This is a genomic window from Marinobacterium sp. xm-g-59 (assembly GCF_013283315.1).
Lineage (GTDB): Bacteria > Pseudomonadota > Gammaproteobacteria > Pseudomonadales > Balneatricaceae > Marinobacterium_E.
The window spans coordinates 1-20181 of the sequence record NZ_WBYR01000014.1 but is presented as its reverse complement, the minus strand read 5'-3'; the positions used below and the strand labels follow the sequence as shown (position 1 = coordinate 20181).

18 protein-coding genes, 1 tRNA gene and 1 pseudogene are annotated in these 20181 nt (G+C 47.1%); 4 read left to right on the top strand and 16 right to left on the bottom strand.

The window, feature by feature from the left end:
• Window positions 1-193: 193 nt before the first annotated feature.
• The 13 genes from XMG59_RS11510 to thrS form a co-directional block, all read right to left on the bottom strand.
• Window positions 194-1405, bottom strand: a complete 1212-nt coding sequence (locus XMG59_RS11510; RefSeq protein ID WP_173498758.1) for an IS256 family transposase — start codon at window positions 1403-1405, stop codon at window positions 194-196.
• A 472-nt stretch (window positions 1406-1877) separates the two neighbouring features.
• Window positions 1878-2687 (bottom strand): hypothetical protein, encoded by an 810-nt coding sequence (locus XMG59_RS11505; RefSeq protein WP_173498757.1) that lies wholly within the window; start codon window positions 2685-2687, stop codon window positions 1878-1880.
• The gene (locus tag XMG59_RS11500) at window positions 2680-4788 is read right to left on the bottom strand and encodes a hypothetical protein (protein WP_173498756.1); all 2109 of its coding nucleotides are present in this window, start codon (window positions 4786-4788) and stop codon (window positions 2680-2682) included. The genes XMG59_RS11505 and XMG59_RS11500 overlap by 8 nt, the downstream gene beginning before the upstream one ends.
• 107 nt (window positions 4789-4895) lie before the next feature.
• Window positions 4896-5126: an AlpA family transcriptional regulator gene (locus tag XMG59_RS11495; protein WP_173498755.1), complete on the bottom strand. Its 231-nt coding sequence runs from the start codon at window positions 5124-5126 to the stop codon at window positions 4896-4898.
• Window positions 5127-5346: 220 nt separating this feature from the next.
• Window positions 5347-5423: transfer RNA gene (locus XMG59_RS11490), tRNA-Pro, on the bottom strand.
• A gap of 45 nt (window positions 5424-5468) precedes the next feature.
• Window positions 5469-5816: a MerR family transcriptional regulator gene (locus XMG59_RS11485; protein WP_173482050.1), complete on the bottom strand. Its 348-nt coding sequence runs from the start codon at window positions 5814-5816 to the stop codon at window positions 5469-5471.
• Window positions 5816-6118 carry an integration host factor subunit alpha gene (gene ihfA, locus XMG59_RS11480; protein WP_173482051.1) on the bottom strand — a complete coding sequence of 101 codons (303 nt, stop codon included), beginning with the start codon at window positions 6116-6118 and terminating at the stop codon, window positions 5816-5818. The genes XMG59_RS11485 and ihfA overlap by 1 nt, the downstream gene beginning before the upstream one ends.
• Before the next feature lie 20 nt (window positions 6119-6138).
• Window positions 6139-8517 (bottom strand): phenylalanine--tRNA ligase subunit beta, encoded by a 2379-nt coding sequence (gene pheT, locus XMG59_RS11475; protein WP_173498754.1) that lies wholly within the window; start codon window positions 8515-8517, stop codon window positions 6139-6141.
• 31 nt (window positions 8518-8548) lie between these two features.
• Window positions 8549-9532: a phenylalanine--tRNA ligase subunit alpha gene (pheS, locus tag XMG59_RS11470; protein WP_173483500.1), complete on the bottom strand. Its 984-nt coding sequence runs from the start codon at window positions 9530-9532 to the stop codon at window positions 8549-8551.
• A gap of 102 nt (window positions 9533-9634) precedes the next feature.
• Window positions 9635-9991, bottom strand: a complete 357-nt coding sequence (rplT, locus tag XMG59_RS11465; protein ID WP_173482054.1) for a 50S ribosomal protein L20 — start codon at window positions 9989-9991, stop codon at window positions 9635-9637.
• 32 nt (window positions 9992-10023) lie between these two features.
• Window positions 10024-10218 (bottom strand): 50S ribosomal protein L35, encoded by a 195-nt coding sequence (rpmI, locus tag XMG59_RS11460; protein WP_173482055.1) that lies wholly within the window; start codon window positions 10216-10218, stop codon window positions 10024-10026.
• A 94-nt stretch (window positions 10219-10312) separates the two neighbouring features.
• The gene (infC, locus tag XMG59_RS11455; protein WP_173482056.1) at window positions 10313-10813 is read right to left on the bottom strand and encodes a translation initiation factor IF-3; all 501 of its coding nucleotides are present in this window, start codon (window positions 10811-10813) and stop codon (window positions 10313-10315) included.
• 56 nt (window positions 10814-10869) lie between these two features.
• Window positions 10870-12786, bottom strand: a complete 1917-nt coding sequence (thrS, locus tag XMG59_RS11450) for a threonine--tRNA ligase (protein ID WP_173482057.1) — start codon at window positions 12784-12786, stop codon at window positions 10870-10872.
• A gap of 224 nt (window positions 12787-13010) precedes the next feature.
• Between thrS and XMG59_RS11445 the strand changes: the two genes are divergently transcribed.
• Together XMG59_RS11445 and XMG59_RS11440 are read left to right on the top strand one after the other, a co-directional pair.
• Window positions 13011-14600 (top strand): sensor histidine kinase, encoded by a 1590-nt coding sequence (locus XMG59_RS11445; protein WP_173483498.1) that lies wholly within the window; start codon window positions 13011-13013, stop codon window positions 14598-14600.
• A complete protein-coding gene (locus XMG59_RS11440; RefSeq protein WP_173498753.1) occupies window positions 14593-15288 on the top strand; it encodes a response regulator in 696 nt (231 codons plus the stop codon). The genes XMG59_RS11445 and XMG59_RS11440 overlap by 8 nt, the downstream gene beginning before the upstream one ends.
• A 60-nt stretch (window positions 15289-15348) precedes the next feature.
• On the opposite strand, the gene XMG59_RS11435 is transcribed toward XMG59_RS11440, so the two are convergent.
• From XMG59_RS11435 to XMG59_RS11425, 3 genes and pseudogenes are all read right to left on the bottom strand, one after another.
• On the bottom strand, window positions 15349-16851 hold the full coding sequence (locus XMG59_RS11435) for a tripartite tricarboxylate transporter permease (protein WP_173482060.1): 1503 nt from the start codon (window positions 16849-16851) through the stop codon (window positions 15349-15351).
• Between the two features lie 3 nt (window positions 16852-16854).
• Window positions 16855-17196 (bottom strand): annotated as a pseudogene (locus XMG59_RS11430) (tripartite tricarboxylate transporter TctB family protein); the annotation flags it as partial.
• A 94-nt stretch (window positions 17197-17290) separates the two neighbouring features.
• Window positions 17291-18262: a tripartite tricarboxylate transporter substrate binding protein gene (locus tag XMG59_RS11425; protein ID WP_217363566.1), complete on the bottom strand. Its 972-nt coding sequence runs from the start codon at window positions 18260-18262 to the stop codon at window positions 17291-17293.
• A 264-nt stretch (window positions 18263-18526) separates the two neighbouring features.
• Between XMG59_RS11425 and XMG59_RS11420 the strand changes: the two genes are divergently transcribed.
• The gene (locus tag XMG59_RS11420) at window positions 18527-18793 is read left to right on the top strand and encodes a hypothetical protein (protein ID WP_173494499.1); all 267 of its coding nucleotides are present in this window, start codon (window positions 18527-18529) and stop codon (window positions 18791-18793) included.
• Window positions 18794-18907: 114 nt separating this feature from the next.
• Window positions 18908-20113 (top strand): PAS domain S-box protein, encoded by a 1206-nt coding sequence (locus tag XMG59_RS11415; protein WP_173498751.1) that lies wholly within the window; start codon window positions 18908-18910, stop codon window positions 20111-20113.
• Window positions 20114-20181 lie beyond the last annotated feature (68 nt).

Genomic DNA, 20181 nt, shown 5'->3' with positions numbered 1-20181 from the left:
AGCCATAGCAATCATCTTAATAGTAACAGCGAAACAGAGTTTTGAATTGACTGGAGAGTAGTGTTTACTACCTGTTGTTTTGAAAGATGTATGCTTAGACGAAGGCGTTCAAAAACGCATTAAACGCACCATTAGTGGTGGAATATTCAGCAAGAAGCGAGACTGTAAATTCTTCTGTGTAAATGGCGGTTTATCACAGTGATATTCTGTCACTGAACAGGATCATAAATTGGCTCATCGCCTGCTTCCAATCCCGTATCGGCATAGTCCACTTCTTAGCGATCTGGTGCAAGGCCAGATACAGAACTTTCATCACCGATTTATCGTTCGGGAATGACCGCCGAGTTTTGGTGACCTTTCTCAGAGACGCATTCACTGACTCGATGGCATTGGTTGTGTAGATGACTTTTCGGATCTGCGGTGGATAGTCAAAGAACACGCTCAGTCGTTCCCAGTTTGCTCTCCAAGACCGACTGATGGTTGGATGCTCGTCATCCCACTTCAGTGCAAACTCATCTAAGGCGCGCTCTGCTTCATCGAGGGTGGCTGCTCCGTAAATAGTGCGCAGGTCAGCAGCAACTTCCTTACGCTGCTTCCAGTTCACATAGCGCAGTGAGTGCCGCACCTGATGAACGATACAAAGCTGGATCTGAGTCTGCGGGTAAACAGCTTCTATCGCCTCAGGAAAGCCCTTCAGGCCATCAACGCAGGCAATCAGAATATCCTGTAGACCACGATTCTTAAGTTCGGTCACCACAGAGAGCCAAAACTTAGCACCTTCGGTCTGAGCCATCCACAAGCCCAGCAGCTCTTTTTCGCCATCTAGGTTAATGCCCAACGCCAGATAAACATGTTTGTTCTGTACTGCGCCGCTATCACGGCTACGAACAACCAGAGCATCCAGATAGACAATCGGATAGACGCTATCCAAAGGGCGGTTCTGCCAGGCGGTAACTTCATCCATGACGGCATTGGTTACCTGCGAGATGAAGGTTGGTGAGACATCAACTCCATACGCATCTTGGAAGTGGGCCTGGATATCACGAGTCGTCATACCACGGGCGTAGAGTGAGATGATGCGATCATCGAAGCCGTTGAGCTGCTTCTCTCCCTTGCGAACCAGCTTCGGCTCGAAGGTGCCGTTGCGATCACGAGGCACTTCAAGCTCCATCTCACCATGGATGCTACGAACCGATTTACGGCCTTTTCCGTTGCGAGAGTTGCCCGTATTTTTACCTGAAGGATCGTTCTTGGCGTAACCGAGATGTTCATTCATCTCGACATCCAAGGCCCGCTCAGCAACCTTTTTGGTCAGCTGTTTTAAAAGACCATCCTCACCGAGGATGTCATCAGGGCTGGAGCAGCCCTCAAGAAGTTGAGCAATAAGCTCGTCTGATATTGGCATTCTGTTGTCCTTTCAACAGGGTGGTAAGAATGCCACTTACACAGTTCTTTTTACACTCTCCAAGAAGCCTACCCCATCAAATGAAGACTACCTTGTACTCTTCGAAGAATTAAAGCCAAATATAAGTTTTGAAAATACTCGAAAAATCGAGAGCAGATACTTTAATTTGACTTTCAAGGCTTTAAATGTGTGCTTATTTTTAACATCTATAGGCTTCAGCAACCATTGCCACCATTGCCACTATTGCCACCACCGCCACTTTTTTATTTCTCTTATTGATTATTACATCTAATTAATTCTTCTATTTTTCTATTTTTCTATAAAGTAATAAAAAAGTAGTGGCAGTAGTGGCAAATAAACTCAGAGGCTTAAAACATTTGCATTTCAACTGCCACTACACTCCGTTTACTTATGGTGGAAGACTCTATAATAAAGGTGGCATATCATATCCGGCGATATTTGCTAGCGTTACCTATCCTCCCAAATAGTGAAAAGGAAGCTCAGAAGAATAATCTCTGGATTCTTCGGCTTTTAGTAGAAGTCCTTTTCCTTCAACGACTTTACCCTTAGGGCTGTAAACCCTCGCTTTAGAGTGGACTTGATCATCTGGTCGCATATCCAACAATTTTCGAATCACAGAACGCTTGTATCCCACTTTCGCTTTATCGCTATGCCCATGGGTAAGCTCTATATAACGCTCGATAAAAGGCGTAGCTCTGCTAATGAGCACAACTTTATGGTTTTTTTCTGCATCAAGATATCCGTTGACTGATGCTTGATAAATATCAAGACTCAGCGCTTCCAACTTAGTTTCAGGATTAGCGTTCCACCAGGATTGAGCAGACCCAATAAAGAACTCCCGCATTTCATCCACCAAGTCACAAATATGATCGTCAAGCGAAGAAAAATCGTTGCTAATACCGAATTTCCTATGCAGTTCCTCCAATCTTTCGTCAGCAGTTTTACATGCTAGATCACGACCTAGCTTCACGTATCTATCAACACCATTATTTAAAGACTTTGCAAACACACTTTTTAAAGCTCTAGCATATACGTCCTTGCCCAATGACATAAACAACGCACGATCTTTAATCATCACTCTATTATCACTATGCATTCTCATAAAACGATTTGCGAACTGAGCTTCAACACCTGTATCACCGCTCATAGCGTCAACATTTTCAGCAGATGCAAACACCTTCAAATAGAGAGGCACTGTCGTATTAAGTTGATTCTTAGAAGCACCGGTTAACTCACTATTCAGCATCTTTATTTCATTCATCGATAAATAAAACCCAAGCGCGCATTGCATTAGATAAATCTAACCCAATTGGACTCCCGTTATAGGCCTTCTCGATTGTATTGATCGTTGTTTTGATGACCAAACCAAGCTCCGAAAGCACGCCTTCAACTAACAAACCTTTACCCCAGTCTGACGGCATATTCGCCCATAAAAAAGCCTGCCTCCGATCTGTAGCGAAGCGAGCAGCTAGCATCAGCTCAATAAATTGATCCACATCGGGCCAATGTGAAACATAATCGATCCAGACCTCCTCAACTATTGACCATTCGACGCCCCAATTTTCTACAAACGGTATATGAGTAAATGTAACAAGCAATTCCCCATCTTCGAGCAGTTCGCAGGTTGTATCTTCGGCAAACATATCGACACGCCTCTGAATGCGCTCAACTTGTCTATGAAGAACAAGATACTTCTGTAGCTCCTCGGATATAATCTCAGCAGCCACTTCTGCGTGCCCACCGGACAATAAGCTCACAACATTAATGCGCTCTTTTTTTGACAGTTGGACTTGTGAAAGCAGCGCGGTAAGTAGCTCGGGAATGCTAAGGTCAGGGTGAAATTCCAACGCCTTATCATCGAGAAGGTGATGAGCTCCTTCGAGAACGAAGCGGAGCATATTTTTTTCAGTCAATGCAATAAGGTTACCACGAGGGTTAAGAGTCATGTACCTACCCTTTGACTCCACAAAAAACATTGTTTGAACTGTTTTATAAAGAGCAGGCAAATTAACACAATGCACCCCAGTCTTTCCAAGTACACGCCCAGAAATATTAAGCAGCATATCGGCTAGGTATTCATCCCGTACATTAGATAAGACATACCCCCGCGCGTTCTCTTTCAGAAAATAAGTTGAACCGCCATGTGCATATCCAAAAACCACGGGGCACTTACCATCATTCCAGAAGAACCATGTTGTAGCTGGATAATCGGGTTCAAGCGGGTCAAAACACTTCTGTTTGTCGTACTTATGCCCGTCTATCAGAAGCCTTCCTACCGTCACAACATCTCCAGAACAAAAATGTACGACCATATCCTGTTCAAGCTGATACCTGTCATAAAGACCCGAGGCTTGTTGTCTAGCTTCTGAAAGTGTCACACCACTTGACACTAGCTCATCAATTTTATGTTGGATCAGCATCTCTTTTTGATGTGAAGCAGTTTCAGCCAACGCATTCTCAGCGCGTTTTTTTAAAGTAGCAACCTCTTGCTGCTCAGCTTGGGTAAGAGGTTTAATATCAGAAGCTTTGAGAACTTTAGTTCCCGAAACTGAAATCTCACCTGCACTTTGACCCTCTCCTTTAAATGAAGCCTTTAGGAAGTCAGGCTGATGCGGCCGCATCATCGCAAGGTCTATCGGTGCTCTCAGCTGAATCCTGCCTCCTTTATCGACAAATGCCCAACCATAGCCAGCGAGCCACAGGCGGTCGAAAAGAATCTGCAAGACTGCTGGCGTTAAGCGGGAATCATCTATAATAATATCTGTATGAATACCCTTCCGTTTACTTAGTAGTTCACCGGCGCCGTTACAGATAAAGCTAGATGAAGAGTCACGGCAAACCATATAAGTATCAACTAGGGCCTTATCGAGGGAACGCAGTAATTCAGTAATTTCTTGATGACTTTCGAAACGCTTTATTTCATGGGGGTAAAGTCCAACAACTTCATCAGGTTCTTTGTAATCTGTATCACAGGATAAGACACCACATACTGCTCGGAAGCTTAGAAACTTATTAGTTAGAGAAACCGTTCCTTCCGGATTACTCTCACCGAACTCGATACGTTTACCATCATGCTCAGGCGCGGCATTCCCACACAAGCGCATTTCACTGGTTTGAGCATTTTTCAACCAATCTACATACTGATCAACAGAATTAAATTCTTTGACATTTAAAGTTCCATTGCTGGTTCGGCCAAGCAGCTCTTTTTTAATGATTTGCCCATTTTCTAGAGTGTACTGTTTGCCGACAGGCTCTTTGAAGACTGCAGTTGTAATATTGATGGTGTAATTTGGTGATCTGTTTAATTCAGCTTTATCGGTTCTAAGTACCAAATCAGGATTGCTATTTCTAAGCATAGACATACATAATTCCTTCGTTAGTAGTCTGATTGCACTTCCTGCAAGAAACCAATCAAACTGTTGGCAGGCTCTGTGGGAGTTGATCCCTCAGGGCTTTTTATTTGATATGACTATCGACTCATCGGTGTCACAGGTGACGCATCAGACATTAACTCGCCGATAGCATCATTGAGATCCGACTCGCGCCAAACACGGCAAGCATTTATGTAATTTGGTTCAGGGAGTTTTCCTGACTGAATCCAGCGCCACAGAGTTGCATCACTGGAGATACCAAGGATTTTTTTGAGTTCACGGGCACGTATTAAACGTTCGCCTTGGTTAATAGTGAGAGTGTTTTTCATTGTTAGTCACCTACTTGATTGAGAATGACTAGCAAATTAATGTTCTTACATGAATTAAACTAGAGTGCGTTTTTGCGCACGTATTGAGAATGAGTAGACACGAGAAATACTCAACCCAAGTTCTACCTGAATTTCTACCCCGATCTAATAACAACCCAAATCAAACAAAAATTATGACAACAAAAAACCCGCTAAATCAATGACTTAGCGGGTTTGTAATTGGTCGGAATGAGAGGATTCGAACCTCCGACCCCCTGCACCCCATGCAGGTGCGCTACCAGGCTGCGCTACATTCCGGAAACTTGGCGCGCATGTTACAGGATGCGCTTTCGGGTTTAAAGCCTAGTTGGCGTTAATTCTCATCGATTTAAGAATATCTTCCAGCTCGGTAATCGATTGGCGAATCAACTGCTTATACCGCCCTTGATCATCGTGTGTATTACCTGCTGTCAGATACTGTTTTGCTCCAGCAATAGTAAGGCCTTGTTCGTAGAGAAGGCCCTTGATTTCACGAATCAGAAGAATGTCTTGGTGCTGATAGTAGCGGCGATTACTGCGTTTAACCGGCTCAATTTGTTCGAACTCTTGCTCCCAGTAGCGAAGCACATGAGGCTTTAGATCACACAACTTGCTGACTTCACCAATCGTAAAGTAACGCTTGGTTGGGATGGTAGGAAGATCGCTCGACATTATTGTTGCTTAGCTGAATGCAGCTCTACTCGCTCTTTAAGCTTTTGCCCCGGACGGAAGGTTACCACTCGACGGGCAGAGATAGGCACCTCTTCACCCGTCTTAGGGTTACGTCCAGGACGCTGTCGCTTATCGCGTAGATCAAAATTACCAAAACCCGAGAGTTTGACATGCTCGTTATGCGAAAGACTCTCTTTGATCTCATCGAACATCGATTCAACCATCTCTTTCGCTTCGCGTTTGTTTAGACCGAGTTCTTCAAAAAGACGCTCTGCCATATCCGCTTTGGTTAACGCACTCATACCAAACCCCTTTATTAGGTTTAATCTCGCAATACTGCACTTAGATCAGAGGTCAGTTTTTCAACGACCGCTTGCACTGATACATTGATCTCTTCTTCGTTAAGAGTGCGCGATGGGTGCTGCCAGGTCAAGCCAAGAGCAAGACTTTTTTGTCCATCTTCAATACCTTGGCCGGTATATACGTCAAACAGGATGACCTCTTTTAGGAATTCACCGCCCTCTGACTGCGCAATAGAACGAACCGAGTCAAAGCTCACCTCTGCACCGATCACCATCGCTAAATCACGACGTGACTCTGGGAATTTAGAGAGGGATGCAAAACGAGGTAGACGCCCTTCCAACAGAGATGATAGCTTCATCTCGAATAGATAGACTGGACCTGCAAGATCTAAGCTCTTCTGTAAGCTTGGGTGCATCGCACCAACCCAACCCACTGTCACGCCCGCCTTCTCAATGCGAGCTGACTGACCTGGGTGAAGGGCATGGTGAGTATCGGCAACCAGCTTAAACTGGCTCGCATCGCCACCCAAAGAAAACAAGGATTCCAGATCACCTTTGATATCAAAGAAATCGACCTTGTCGCTCTTACCCATCCACGATTCTGGTGAACGGTTACCCGAAATAATACCCGCTAGGCTGTTCTCTTGTTCAAGCTCATCACCATTGGCAATAAAACACTGACCAATCTCGAACAGACGCACTCGACTCTGTTGACGCGCTTGGTTATAAGCAACTGCTTTAGAGAGACCTGGCCAGATAGTGGTACGCATAACCGCCATTTCAGCAGAGATAGGGTTAGCAAGCGCTACCGCTTCATTCTGATCGTCAAACTGTTTTGCTAGACCCGCTTCGATGAAGCTGTAGGTAATCGCCTCTTGGTATCCACGAGAGACCAAATGACGACGCAGGGTGCTTGCCGTTAGTTTCGACTCTTTGATTGAGGGCAGAGGAAGCTCGGCACGGGGTGTGTTAGACGGCAGATTGTTGTAGCCGTAAACGCGTGCAATCTCTTCAATCAGATCAACTTCGATGCTGATATCAAAACGGTAGCTAGGAACCGCAACCATCCATGAGCCATCGCCATTAGCACGCAACTGAAGACCTAGACGCGTTAGGATCTCTTCGATCTCTGCCGCTGGAATTTCAAGTGCCAACATATCAGTGACACGCTGGTGACGCAGTTCAAGTGCGACCGGCTTCGGCAAGTTCGTTTCAGATACAGCCTGGATAACCGGACCAACCTCACCACCGACAATATCAATCAGCAAGGCTGTCGCACGCTCAATAGCACGCGCCTGTAACTGCCAATCAACACCACGTTCGTAACGGTGGGATGCATCCGTATGCAGACCATAGTTTCGTGCGCGACCTGCAATCGCGATAGGGTCAAAGTAGGCACACTCAAGCAGAATATCTTTACTCTCTTCAGAGACTTCAGAGTTACCGCCCCCCATGATGCCCGCCATCGCAATTGCTTTATTGTGATCGGCAATCACTAGCGTATCAGCGTTCAGCTTAATCTCACTGCCATCAAGCAGTGTTAGCGCTTCGCCCTGCTCGGCCATGCGAACACGAATACCACCTTCAATCTTATTCAGATCAAAAGCGTGCATTGGCTGCCCTAACTCAAGCAACACATAGTTGGTAACATCGACAACAGGATCGATAGAGCGAACGCCAGAACGCTCTAAACGCTCAACCATCCAACGTGGCGTCTGTGCATTGATATCGATGCCACGAATGACACGACCCAAGTAGCGAGGGCAAGCTGAAGCGGCTTCTAACTCGATCGAAACGGTATCACCAATGGTTGCTGCAACAGCAGAGCAATCGATCTCAGCCACAGCGGCTTTATTCAATACACCCACTTCACGAGCCATACCGACCATACCTAGGCAGTCACCACGGTTAGGCGTCAAATCGACATCGATAATCATATCTTCAAGATTAAGGTAGTCACGGACACTCTGACCGACTGGAGCATCGGCTGGAAGCTCCATGATGCCGCCATGATCATCCGATAGGCCTAGCTCATCTTCAGCACAGAGCATACCCATGGATTCAACACCACGTAGCTTGGCTTTCTTAATCTTAAAGTTACCCGGTAGAACGGCACCGACCGTTGCAAAAGCGGTCTTGATTCCAGCACGGGCGTTGGGGGCACCACACACCACTTGGAAGGTCTCACTACCGTCGCTTACCTGACATACGCGCAGTTTATCGGCATCTGGGTGCTGCTCGGCACTCAGAACTTCACCCACAACCACACCGGAAAACTCTTTGGCAACCGACTCAATCTCATCAACTTCTAAACCTGCTAGGCTGAGTTGATCCGCTAAACCCTGCGTATCGATGGCAGGCTGAACCAGTTCACGTAACCACTGTTCACTGAATTTCATAGTTAAATACTCTCGTCTGCTATCGGCTGAATTAGTTGAACTGGCTTAGGAAGCGCAGATCGTTTTCAAAGAATAGTCGTAGATCGTCAACGCCATAACGCAGCATTGCGAAACGCTCTACCCCCATACCAAAGGCAAATCCGGTGTACTCTTCAGAGTCGATACCCGACATCTCAAGTACTTTTGGATGAACCATGCCACAGCCTAGTACTTCTAGCCATTTACCATCACCGCGATCGATATCGACTTCAATAGAAGGCTCAGTAAATGGGAAGTAGGAAGGACGGAAACGCACACGCACATCCTCTTCAAAGAATTCACGTAAGAACTGTTCAAGCGTACCTTTAAGATCTGCAAAGCTGATGTTCTTATCGATGATCAAACCTTCAACCTGATGGAACATTGGTGAGTGGGTCTGGTCATAGTCACAACGGTAGACACGACCTGGACAGATAATACGAATAGGCGGCTTCTGCGCCTCCATCGTACGAACCTGTACTGGAGAAGTGTGGGTTCTTAACAGACGGTGAGCGTCAAAATAGAAGGTATCGTGCATCGCACGCGCTGGGTGGTGCGATGGAATGTTGAGCGCTTCGAAGTTGTGGTAATCATCTTCGATCTCAGGCCCCTCTTCTACCGAGTAACCGATGCGACTGAAGAAAGCTTCAATACGATCCATCGTTTTTGTCACTGGGTGCAGGCCACCCAACTCTGGCTGACGACCAGGAAGCGTGACATCCACCTTCTCTGCAGCCAACTTCGCTTCAAGTGCAGCATTTTCGAGTAGGCTCTTACGCGCATTCAGCACATCGGACAGCGCCTCTTTGGCCACGTTGATGCGTGCACCTGCAGCAGGACGCTCTTCGTTAGATAGTTTACCAAGCCCTTTCAATAGCTGGGTAAGGTGCCCCTTCTTACCTAGGTACTGAACACGAACTTCGTCTAAAGTTTTTACATCGCTCGCTGCTTCAGCAGCGGCTTTTCCTTCCGCCAACAGGGCGTCAAGATTTTCCATTTACGGCTCCACTCTCTGGGTCCAAATACAAAAATAGGGGAAGAGCGAGCACCCTTCCCCTATCTGAGTCGATCAATTCATCACCCTAGGGTGACGATTGTCTTAGGCTAGTGCTGCTTTTGCTTTTTCAACAACAGCGGTAAACGCTGTTTGCTGATGCACTGCCAGATCAGCCAGTACCTTACGGTCGATCTCAACGTTAGCCTTTTTAAGGCCAGCGATCAGACGGCTGTACGACAAACCATTGATGCGAGCTGCTGCGTTAATACGAGCAATCCACAGAGCACGGAACTGACGTTTGCGCTGACGGCGGTCACGGTAAGCGTACTGACCCGCTTTGATGACAGCTTGTTTGGCTACGCGGAATACACGACTACGAGCGCCGTAGTAACCTTTAGCCTGTTTCAATACTTTTTTATGACGTGCACGAGCTTGTACACCACGTTTTACGCGAGGCATGGTAACTCCTTCTTAATCCTATTCGTAACCAATTAAATGTATGGAAGCATGCGCTTAACCAGAGCCTGGTCAGCTGCATGTACCTGAAGCATTGGGCGTAGCTGACGCTTACGCTTAGTAGTCTTCTTGGTCAGAATGTGACTTTTGAAGGCTTGCTTGTGCTTGAAGCCATTAGCAGTCTTCTTGAAACGCTTTGCCGCACCGCGGACAGATTTAATCTTTGGCATTTACTTTCTCCACGCATTCGTTAGTTATCTGTTGGAACGAACAAAACCTGCAACACCATACTGGATGGCACGGCAGGTCTTAGTTTGGAACCAACTACTTTTTCTTAGGAGCTATGACCATGACCATCTGACGACCTTCAAGTTTAGGACGAGCTTCAACAGTACCGTAGTCTGCCAAATCCGTTTCAACTCGATTAAGAAGCTCCATTCCGAGCTCCTGGTGCGCCATCTCACGACCGCGGAAGCGAATCGTAATCTTGGTCTTATCTCCACCTTCTAGGAAACGTATCAGGTTGCGTAGTTTTACCTGATAATCCCCCACATCAGTCCCTGGACGGAACTTAATCTCTTTAACCTGCATCTGAGTCTGTTTCTTCTTAGCCTCATTTGCACGTTTTTTCTGGTCGTAAAGGTGTTTACCGTAGTCCATCACCTTACAGACGATTGGGTCGGAATCGGAGATCTGTACTAGATCCAATCCTGCCTCTTCAGCCGCACGAAGCGCTTCATTAAGGCTTACAACACCAACCTGCTCTCCGTCAGCGCCGATTAAACGACACTCACGAGCTCGAATATTTTCATTAATTGGCGGCAAATTCTTTTGACCGCGCTTGTTATCACGCTTGATAGCTAGTTTCTCCTAAAGCGTTTTTATTCGCTGCGACCTTTGCGATTATTCTCTTGAATCAACAAGTTAGCAAAGTCTTCAACACTAAATACACCCATATCTTCACCTGTGCGTGTGCGTACAGCAACGCTGCCAGATTCAACTTCTTTATCGCCGATTACTAGAAGATAAGGGATTTTCTGTAGAGTGCGCTCGCGGATTTTAAAGCCGATCTTCTCATTTCTCAAGTCCGAAATTGCTCTAATACCGCTATTTTGCAGCTTAGATACCACTTCATTGACAAAATCTGACTGTTTATCCGTGATATTCATGACGGCAACCTGCACTGGAGACAACCAAGTCGGCAGCGCCCCCGCGTAGTGCTCAATCAAAATACCGATAAATCGCTCAAACGAACCTAGAATCGCACGGTGCAACATAACCGGTGTTTCACGATCGCCCTTCTCGTTAACAAACTGAGCATCGAGTCGACCCGGCATCGAGAAGTCGACCTGAATCGTTCCACACTGCCAAACACGACCCAGACAGTCACGTAGTGAGAATTCAATCTTAGGACCGTAGAAGGCACCTTCACCAGGCAGTTCTTCCCAATTCAGACCCGCTGCGTCCAAAGCATCAGCCAACGCCTTTTCAGCTTTATCCCAAACTTCATCAGAACCGACACGCTGCTCAGGACGAGTAGAGAGTTTGTAAATAATGTCGCTGAATCCGAAATCAGTGTAGACCTCATGAAGGAAGTCGATGAATTCAGCCACCTCAGATTGAATAGAGTCCTCAGCACAGAAAGTGTGACCATCATCTTGAACGAAGCCACGAACACGCATGATACCGTGCAGTGCACCAGATGGCTCATTGCGGTGACACGAGCCAAATTCAGCCATACGCAAAGGTAGGTCACGGTATGAACGCAATCCCTGGTTGAATACTTGAATGTGACATGGGCAGTTCATCGGCTTAACGGCAAAGTCACGGCTCTCAGAGTGGGTCGTGAACATCTGCTCTTGGAACTTATCCCAGTGACCTGATTTTTCCCACAGAGTACGTTCAACCACCTGCGGTGTCTTGATCTCTTGGTAGCCACGTTTGCGCTGCTGTTCACGCATGTACTGTTCCACTGCCTGCCAAAGAGTCCAGCCATTCGGATGCCAAAACACCATACCTGGTGCTTCTTCCTGAAGATGGAACAGATTCAACTGCTTACCGAGTTTACGGTGGTCACGCTTCTCTGCCTCTTCAAGGCGGTGCAAGTAGGCTTTAAGGTCTTTCTTGTCACCCCAAGCTGTGCCGTAGATACGAGTTAGCTGCTCGTTTTTAACGTCACCGCGCCAGTAAGCGCCAGCCACTTTCATCAGTTTGAAAACTTTTAGGTGGCCCGTATTAGGCACGTGAGGGCCACGACATAGATCGATGAAATCACCCTGCTTGTAGAACGAAAGATCCTCTTCACCAGGAATCGATTCAATGATCTCAACCTTGTACTTCTCGCCCATCGCTTCGAACATTTTCACTGCGTCTGAACGACTCATAACTGAGCGCTCAACAGGAAGGTTCGACTTAGCCAGTTCCGCCATGCGCTTCTCGATCTTCTCTAGATCTTCTGGCGTAAATGGACGCTCATAAGCAAAATCGTAGTAGAAACCGTCATCGATCGTTGGACCGATCGTCACTTGAGCACCAGGGAAAAGATCTTGAACAGCCATCGCCATCAAGTGCGCAGTTGAGTGACGAATGATATCGACACCCTCTTCATCGCGCGCCGTGATAAGAGAGACGTCTGCATCCGCCTCGATGACAAAAGAGGTATCAACCAATTCACCATTCACTCGACCGGCAAGGGTAGCTTTCGCTAGACCTGGGCCGATATCAGACGCCAGATCAAAAACAGACAGTGGCTGATCGAATTCACGTTTACTTGAATCAGGAAGAGTAATAACAGGCATTTATAGATCCTAGTGCTCAGTGGTGACCCATACGACAGGCCACGTAAGTTATGTGCGAACGACTCAGTCGAAGCGCGTTTCAATTGAAGGGCAGTATTATACAGATCTAACCAACCAGTCTCCACCCTGATCCGGCTTAAAACCCAATGGTTAGCCACGAAGTGACTGATTTTTATCAAGCATCGTGGCATCATTGCGACAACAAAAATGATAAGAGTACAGGGATGAAAGCACCTCGCCTTAAAATCAGCACCCGCTTAACACTACTGGTCAGTCTATTGATCCTGACGCAGGCGATTGTGTTGGGAATTTTCACCCTAAGATATCTAGCGGATTCACTCGAAGATCAGATCGGTCAACGCGCCCTGCAGCTCTCGTCAATGATCTCTCAAACCCCCTCTATTCGCGACGCTGTCAGTCGCAGTGATAGTGACGCTGTCCAAGCCATTGTAGCGGACCTCAGATTAGCAACCGACGCCAGTTTCATCTCTATTGGCGACATTGACGGCATACGTCTCGTTCACCCAAAACCAGAACGCATCGGCAAACCGATGGTGGGTGGTGATAACTATCGCGCACTGGAACTCGGTGAGAGCTACATCTCTAAAGCCGTTGGCAGCCTTGGGGAGTCAATCCGAGGCAAGACACCGGTGCTGGATGATCAGGGTAAGATCGTCGGCGTGGTTTCGGTCGGTTATTTAACCAAAACCATCGACCAGACCATCTTTAACTATCAAGGCACCGTCATCGTAGGCACCTTTGCCCTACTCTTGGTATCGATTATGTTGGCCATGTGGATTGCACGCCGTTTTAGGTCTGCCATTTTTGACCTTGAACCTCACGAGATCGCTGCCCTATTCCTAGAGCGAAACGCCACGCTAGAGTCGGTTCGAGAAGGGATCATCTCCATTAACTCAAAAGGTGAAATCACCACCTTTAACCGAGCAGCCTTGAGAACACTGGGGATTGATGATCAAGATGTTTCAGGACGCCCACTCAGTGAGGTGCTTCCCGATTCAAGAATGCCCATGCTGCTTGAGACCGGTGAAGCCGAGTACGACCGAGAGACTCTCGTCAACGGCCGACAGCTGATCATTAACCGATTACCCATCGTTAAAGAGGACCAGGTGGTGGGTGTGGTTGCCAGCTTCCGCCCGAAAGATGAGTTGACGGAGGTGAGCCGAAAGCTAACCCGCATTCGCCAGTATGCTGAAGCACTTCGTTCACAAGCACATGAATACGCCAATAAACTGCACACCATTGCAGGTCTTATCAGCTTAGATGCCAAGCAGGAAGCGCTCGATCTTATTGGGCAGGAGACTAAGGAGCACCAGGAGCTATTAACCTGGCTAAAAGAGTCGGTGGCAGATCCGGTCGTAGCAGGCTGTATACTCGGAAAATTCAATCGCGCGAATGAACTAGGGCTGACACTTGAGATTGATGAGGGTTCACAGCTTCACCAACTTCCGTCTCATATTGAATCACAGCAGATGGTGACGTTAATCGGCAACCTCATTGATAACGCTTTTGATGCCTCACTTTCGGCCCACTCCGAAGAGGTACGTCTATCAATGACCGATATGGGCTCGGATATCATTATTGAGGTCGAAGATGACGGTGAGGGTATTGATCCCAACAAGATCAACAACCTATTTACCTCAGGCGTCAGCAGCAAAGGCGAAGGTCGCGGCATAGGACTATTTTTAGTGCAAGAGACCATAGAGGCCCTAGGTGGCCACATTACTGTTGAGGCCTCACACTCAGGCGGAAGCCGTTTTACCCTCTATCTACCAAGGAGTGGCAAGGATGTCTGATACATTGAAAATACTGATCGCTGAAGATGATCCACAGATTGCTGAAATTCAACGACGTTTTGTGGAGCGCATCGATGGCTTTGACGTCATAGGCATTAGCCACTCAACCCGAGACGCACAAGATATGCTCGACGTTTTCCAGCCGGATCTTGTGCTGTTAGACATCCACTTCCCTGACGGAAGCGGTTTAGATCTTCTTAAAACCCTGCGTTCAGGGGGCTCACAAACCGACGTCATCATGATTACAGCCGCTAAAGAGGTCGATAGCCTATCCGAGGCTCTGCGCCTGGGTGTGTTTGACTATGTTCTGAAACCCTTAGTTTTTGATCGACTCTCTGGCGCCTTAAACCAGTACAGATCACATAAAACCACCCTTACCAATCAAGCTAACGAGCTGTCTCAGCAAGATGTTGATCAACTGCTCTCGCGTCACAGAGAGAGCAAAAACAGCAGCCTTAAACTTGAAGCTCTACCCAAGGGGATCGACCAGATTACACTGGATAAAATCGTTGCGGTGTTCAGGGAGAGTCATGACTCTTTAAGTGCAGAACAGGTAGGCGAGCGCATTGGCTCTAGCCGCACCACCGCGAGACGCTATTTGGAATATCTAGTGGGACAAGAGCGACTCAATGCCGATATTAACTATGGCACGGTCGGCCGACCTGAACGGCGCTACAAAGGGCTATAAACAAAAAAACGCTGAGTCTTATCAGCGTTTTTTATTAGAGCATCTACCAACCTGTCGTGGTTAGCTACTCTGCGTAGGTGGTTTCAATTTGCCACGGAAGATGAACGGCGCTAGGAAGCCAAGAACAGCAGCAATCCATAGACCGACTGAGATGTTACTGCTGAACAGATAGGTCCAGTCACCATCAGAAAGCACCATCGCACGGCGCAGGTTCACTTCCATGTGACCACCCAACAGGATACCCAGAATCACCGGTACTGAAGGAATGTCCATCTTGCGAAGCAGGTAACCCAGCACACCAAAGCCAATCATCAATAGTAGATCGAAGTAGCTACCGGTCAGTGAGTAGATACCGACAAAGGCAACCAGGGTCACACCTGGCAGCAGAATCGCAGGGGATACCTGTAGCACTCGGCTGAACATCTTCACCATTGGGACGTTAAGCACCAACAGTACAACGTTGGCAATCAGTAGTGAGGCGATCAAACCCCAAACCACCTCAGGTCGATCGTTAAACAACGTGGGACCTGGGGTGATATTCAACGTCATCAACAGTGCTAGCAGAACGGCTGTTGTACCTGAACCCGGAACACCTAGCGTCAACATAGGTACTAACGCACCCCCTGCCGCCGCATTGTTACCGGCCTCTGGTGCAGCGATACCACGTGGATCACCTTTACCGAACTGCGAGTTGTCACGTACCGATGACTTCTCTTGCATATACGCCAAGAAACTACCCAAGGAAGCACCTGCACCCGGCAATAGACCTGCAATAAAGCCGATCACTGTTGCCTTTAGCATGGTCCATTTAGTGCGAGCAATGTCAGCCCAAGGAATACGTACTTTCTCTAGTTTCACGCCTATGGCAGAGTCTTTACCGTGTGACTCAATAAACACCAGTACTTCAGAGACCGCAAAAAGACCAACGATGGCTACCAAGAAGTCGATACCATCAAACAGGTGCATGTTATCGCCGGTAAAGCGAGTCATACCCGTTGAAGCATCCACACCAATAGTCGCGATTCCCAGACCGATACAGACGGCTAATGCTGCCTTAGCCTGGTTGTTAGAACCGATACCACCTAAGGTGGCAAAGGCCAGCATGTAGAGCGCAAAGTACTCGGCCGGGCCGAACTGGTAAGCCACACGAGCCAACAACGGCGCAAGCAGCATTAAACCAATGGTCGCCAACAGTGCACCGACAAACGAAGCGACACCTGAGAGTACCAACGCATCTCCGGCGCGACCTGCTTTGGCCATTGGATACCCATCAAGACAGGTCATCATAGCCGGCTCATCACCCGGGATATTCAGAAGAATCGAAGAGATACGACCGCCGTACATGGCGCCGTAGTAAACACTCGTCATTAACACCAGTGCCTGAGTTGCATCTAGACCAAATGAGAATGTTAAAGGAATTAGTATCGCAACACCGTTCGATGGACCTAGACCCGGCAGAGAGCCGATCATCGTTCCAAGGATACAGCCTGCTATAGCAAGGGCCAGGGTAAATGGCGAGAGCGCCACATCAAAACCAATGGCCAAATTTGCAAAGATATCCATACCCTACCCCATCAACCAGCGCGGTAGCGCGAAAAGACTTAAACCGAAGATGAACTTAAAGATCAGGAACAGCGCTCCTGAGAAAAGCACTCCAGTCACCACAGCATTTTTTGCTCTAGCTTCAATCAGATAGGATACAGCGGTACCGGCTATCGCGGTTGAAACTAAGAAACCCAGCGGTTTAAGTGTGTAGGCATAGAAAACCAGCGCTACAACTGCAAAGCCAATGTGCATAAAGGTTGTTAAACCTGGCCACTCTGGCTCTTGATCCGGTTTCATGATCATCACAAGACCACAGATTACCGCTACCGACGCAATCATCATCGGGAAGGCTTTTGGGCCGAGAGGATCAGAGAAAAAGGCTCTTGCAGTTGAGTGGCGCCCGCGAAATACGCGAGCGCCAGCACAACGACGATCAACCCCGTTATGCGATCTGTCATTACTTGATTACACCAAGCTCTTTAGACATATCTTGTACTTCCTGCATCACACCGTTTAGGTAGTTCTGGAAGTCTGGGCCCACTTTCGTGAACTTAACAAGACCGTTTGCTTCCATAGCGTCCGCCCACTCTTTAGAGGCTGCAACCTGAGCTAGCGCATCAGACCACTGCTTGTAAGAAGCTTCAGACGCACCTTTTGGAGTGTACAGACCACGCCAGTTAACCGCGACAACATCGATACCCTGCTCTTTAGCCGTTGGAATCACAGCATCTAGACCTGGAATTTCGATACGCTCGTCAGTGAATGAAGCCAGTACGCGAACGTCGCCGTTTTTGATGAAGCTTACAACACCTGAGATGTCACCTGTCATTGCTGACGTAAAGCCACCAACTGTCTGAGTGATCGCATCAGCGTCACCATCAACAGCAATGTACTTAACCTTACGGATATCCGTGAAACCTTTACGTTTCAATGCCATTAGGACTTTAAGGTGATCGTAACCGCCTGCAGCTGATCCACCGGCAAATGCGTGCTTACCTGGGTTCGCAATAACATCATCAAGAAGCTCATTCAGAGTCTGGTATGGCGAGTCTTTAGCAACCACGATAACGCCAGGGTCAGCACCGATAGCACCTAGGAAACGAACCTGATCAGACGTCATACCTGAGTAAGCGTTTTGAGCTAGACGCGTTGCAGTAGCTGTTGAAGCAGCAACAATAAGATCACCGTCGTCGTTACGCTCGTTAACCACGTGCGCGTACGCTAGACCACCGCCTGCACCGGCCATGTTAGTGACTTGAACGGGATCTTTAACGGCACCGATGTCATGCATGATTTTGCCGATTTGACGACAAGTGAAGTCCCAACCACCGCCTGGGTTAGCAGGTGCAATACACTCAGCCGCCATTGCAGAAGAGGCAACGCTCATTGCAACGCCTGCTGCTAGAAATTTAATTTTTGCTAGTTTCATTTTCTTCTCCTTGTTATGAACACTGACATCGCAGTTTGATGAACAGTTAACGGGAATTTAAAAAAATCCACTCTTAAGAAAAAGCTTGTGGCGATAAGGATTATTAATTTTATAAACAGCATTTTGTTCATAAAGTTCACAGGCAAAATTTAAAAACTGATCTAACATAGAAGTATAAAAATCATTATTCTTAATTAGCTATTGGCATAGAAATTGCTTATCACTATGTAAATTTAACAGTGACTAAGCCGCTTATAATTGAACATGTTTAAACGCAATTTATCTTTCACACTGATCATTTCAATACTGATCATCGCAGCGATGACCATCACCGCCATAACGCTGACGTCCATTGAACTCAAACGCTTGAGTGATAGCTTAGAGAGTTCGAATGATCGATATTCACAACTCATTCCGCATCTTACTGAGCTGTATAAGGTCATGACGCCTGGAGCACTTGATGAGAAGCTGGTCTATTTTGTTATGCGCGAGGAGCTTTTTTGGCTGATCCAAGCAAAACAATTTGCTTAGAGAGGCATTGAATCCTCACATCAACTGCTAAACCTCAATCTTGACGAAATAAGCAAAGTACAGATTTCAGCCATTCTCGAGGCATTCAAAGAGGTCACGGAGTTACAACCCTCTGTGGATCTAGCCAATACTGGTGCGGCAAATAGTATCTCAATCTACAACTACTCAACACAGCAGCAGTTCAGAGATCACCTACTGCAGATAAGATCTGTTGAAGAGAAGAGATCCAAACAGATCGCGGAAGACAATTTAGCGTCCATCAATAAGCTCAATAATGCTCAACTCTTTGAGATTGTCCTACTTATTATCGTAGCGCTTATCGGGGGCCTCTCTCTGATCTACCTGAAACTACTGGAGAGTCAAGCTAATGAGGCCGCCAAAGCTCAAGTTGATAAACTAGAAGCCCAACGCCGGCTAATTGAACAGTCACAATTTACAGACGCTCTGTTCAGTGCTTTACCAGTATCTGTGATCACCATCGACTCAAAGGGTATGATCCAGCGCTGTAATCCAGCAACAGAAAAGCTGTTTGGATACAGCCAAAAAGAGCTACAACAACAGAACGTCAGCTGCTTAATGCCAGAGGGAATTGCAAAACATCACGACGGCTATCTGAGCAACCACATTTCGACAGGGCAGACAAACATTATTGGTATTGGACGTGAGGTTACGGCGGTTAGTAAGAGCGGCCAACCAATCAATGTTCACTTATCCGTTACCTCATTCAAAATTAATGAACAGACGCACTTTGCCCGCATACTGGTTGATTTGACTGAAATTGTTGAACAACGCAAAGAGATTGCAGAAGCGTTGATTAATATAGAGCAAGCCAACTCTGAACTTGAACTCGCCCTCATCGAGGCGAATAAAGCCACCGAATCAAAAGATATGTTTTTGGCCACCGCCTCCCATGAAATTCGGACGCCATTAACTGGCATGTTTGGGATGCTCGATCTATTGAAAGAAACCGATCTTAACGATGAGCAATTATCCTATTTGATGATTATGCGCCGTTCTAGCCAGCAACTGATGGCTATTTTGAATGATATTTTAGATGCAGCAAAACTGAGAGAGAACAAAGTTGAACTTCACCCGATCGCACAAATGATGGGAGACCTACCCGGACTTGTTCAATCAAGCTTTGAATCCAATGCCAAAGAGAAAGGGATTCAATTTAAAACCCTGATAGAACCCGAATTAGCCAAACAGTGGGTGTTGGTTGATAACGTGCGACTCTACCAAGTGGTGAGCAACCTCTGTAGAGTTATGGTGATTTCTGGTGTACGGGGAAAAGGGAGAATGGCGTATCCTGTTGATTGATTCCTGCAAGAATCTCAACCAACAGAAGGTGATACGCCATGACTCATTCTAACCTGACCGCTCTTTCA

Bases quoted from the DNA above. Each gene is read 5' to 3' on its own strand.
- XMG59_RS11510 (WP_173498758.1), bottom strand. From the start codon at position 1,405: ATGCCAATATCAGACGAGCTTATTGCTCAACTTCTTGAGGGCTGCTCC.
- rpmI (WP_173482055.1), bottom strand. From the start codon at position 10,218: ATGCCAAAGATTAAATCTGTCCGCGGTGCGGCAAAGCGTTTCAAGAAG.
- XMG59_RS11440 (WP_173498753.1), top strand. From the start codon at position 14,593: ATGTCTGATACATTGAAAATACTGATCGCTGAAGATGATCCACAGATT.
- XMG59_RS11495 (WP_173498755.1), bottom strand. From the start codon at position 5,126: ATGAAAAACACTCTCACTATTAACCAAGGCGAACGTTTAATACGTGCC.
- rplT (WP_173482054.1), bottom strand. From the start codon at position 9,991: ATGCCTCGCGTAAAACGTGGTGTACAAGCTCGTGCACGTCATAAAAAA.
- ihfA (WP_173482051.1), bottom strand. From the start codon at position 6,118: ATGAGTGCGTTAACCAAAGCGGATATGGCAGAGCGTCTTTTTGAAGAA.
- XMG59_RS11485 (WP_173482050.1), bottom strand. From the start codon at position 5,816: ATGTCGAGCGATCTTCCTACCATCCCAACCAAGCGTTACTTTACGATT.
- thrS (WP_173482057.1), bottom strand. From the start codon at position 12,786: ATGCCTGTTATTACTCTTCCTGATTCAAGTAAACGTGAATTCGATCAG.
- XMG59_RS11425 (WP_217363566.1), bottom strand. From the start codon at position 18,262: ATGAAACTAGCAAAAATTAAATTTCTAGCAGCAGGCGTTGCAATGAGC.
- XMG59_RS11445 (WP_173483498.1), top strand. From the start codon at position 13,011: ATGAAAGCACCTCGCCTTAAAATCAGCACCCGCTTAACACTACTGGTC.
- pheT (WP_173498754.1), bottom strand. From the start codon at position 8,517: ATGAAATTCAGTGAACAGTGGTTACGTGAACTGGTTCAGCCTGCCATC.
- XMG59_RS11505 (WP_173498757.1), bottom strand. From the start codon at position 2,687: ATGAATGAAATAAAGATGCTGAATAGTGAGTTAACCGGTGCTTCTAAG.
- XMG59_RS11500 (WP_173498756.1), bottom strand. From the start codon at position 4,788: ATGTCTATGCTTAGAAATAGCAATCCTGATTTGGTACTTAGAACCGAT.
- pheS (WP_173483500.1), bottom strand. From the start codon at position 9,532: ATGGAAAATCTTGACGCCCTGTTGGCGGAAGGAAAAGCCGCTGCTGAA.
- XMG59_RS11435 (WP_173482060.1), bottom strand. From the start codon at position 16,851: ATGGATATCTTTGCAAATTTGGCCATTGGTTTTGATGTGGCGCTCTCG.
- XMG59_RS11420 (WP_173494499.1), top strand. From the start codon at position 18,527: ATGTTTAAACGCAATTTATCTTTCACACTGATCATTTCAATACTGATC.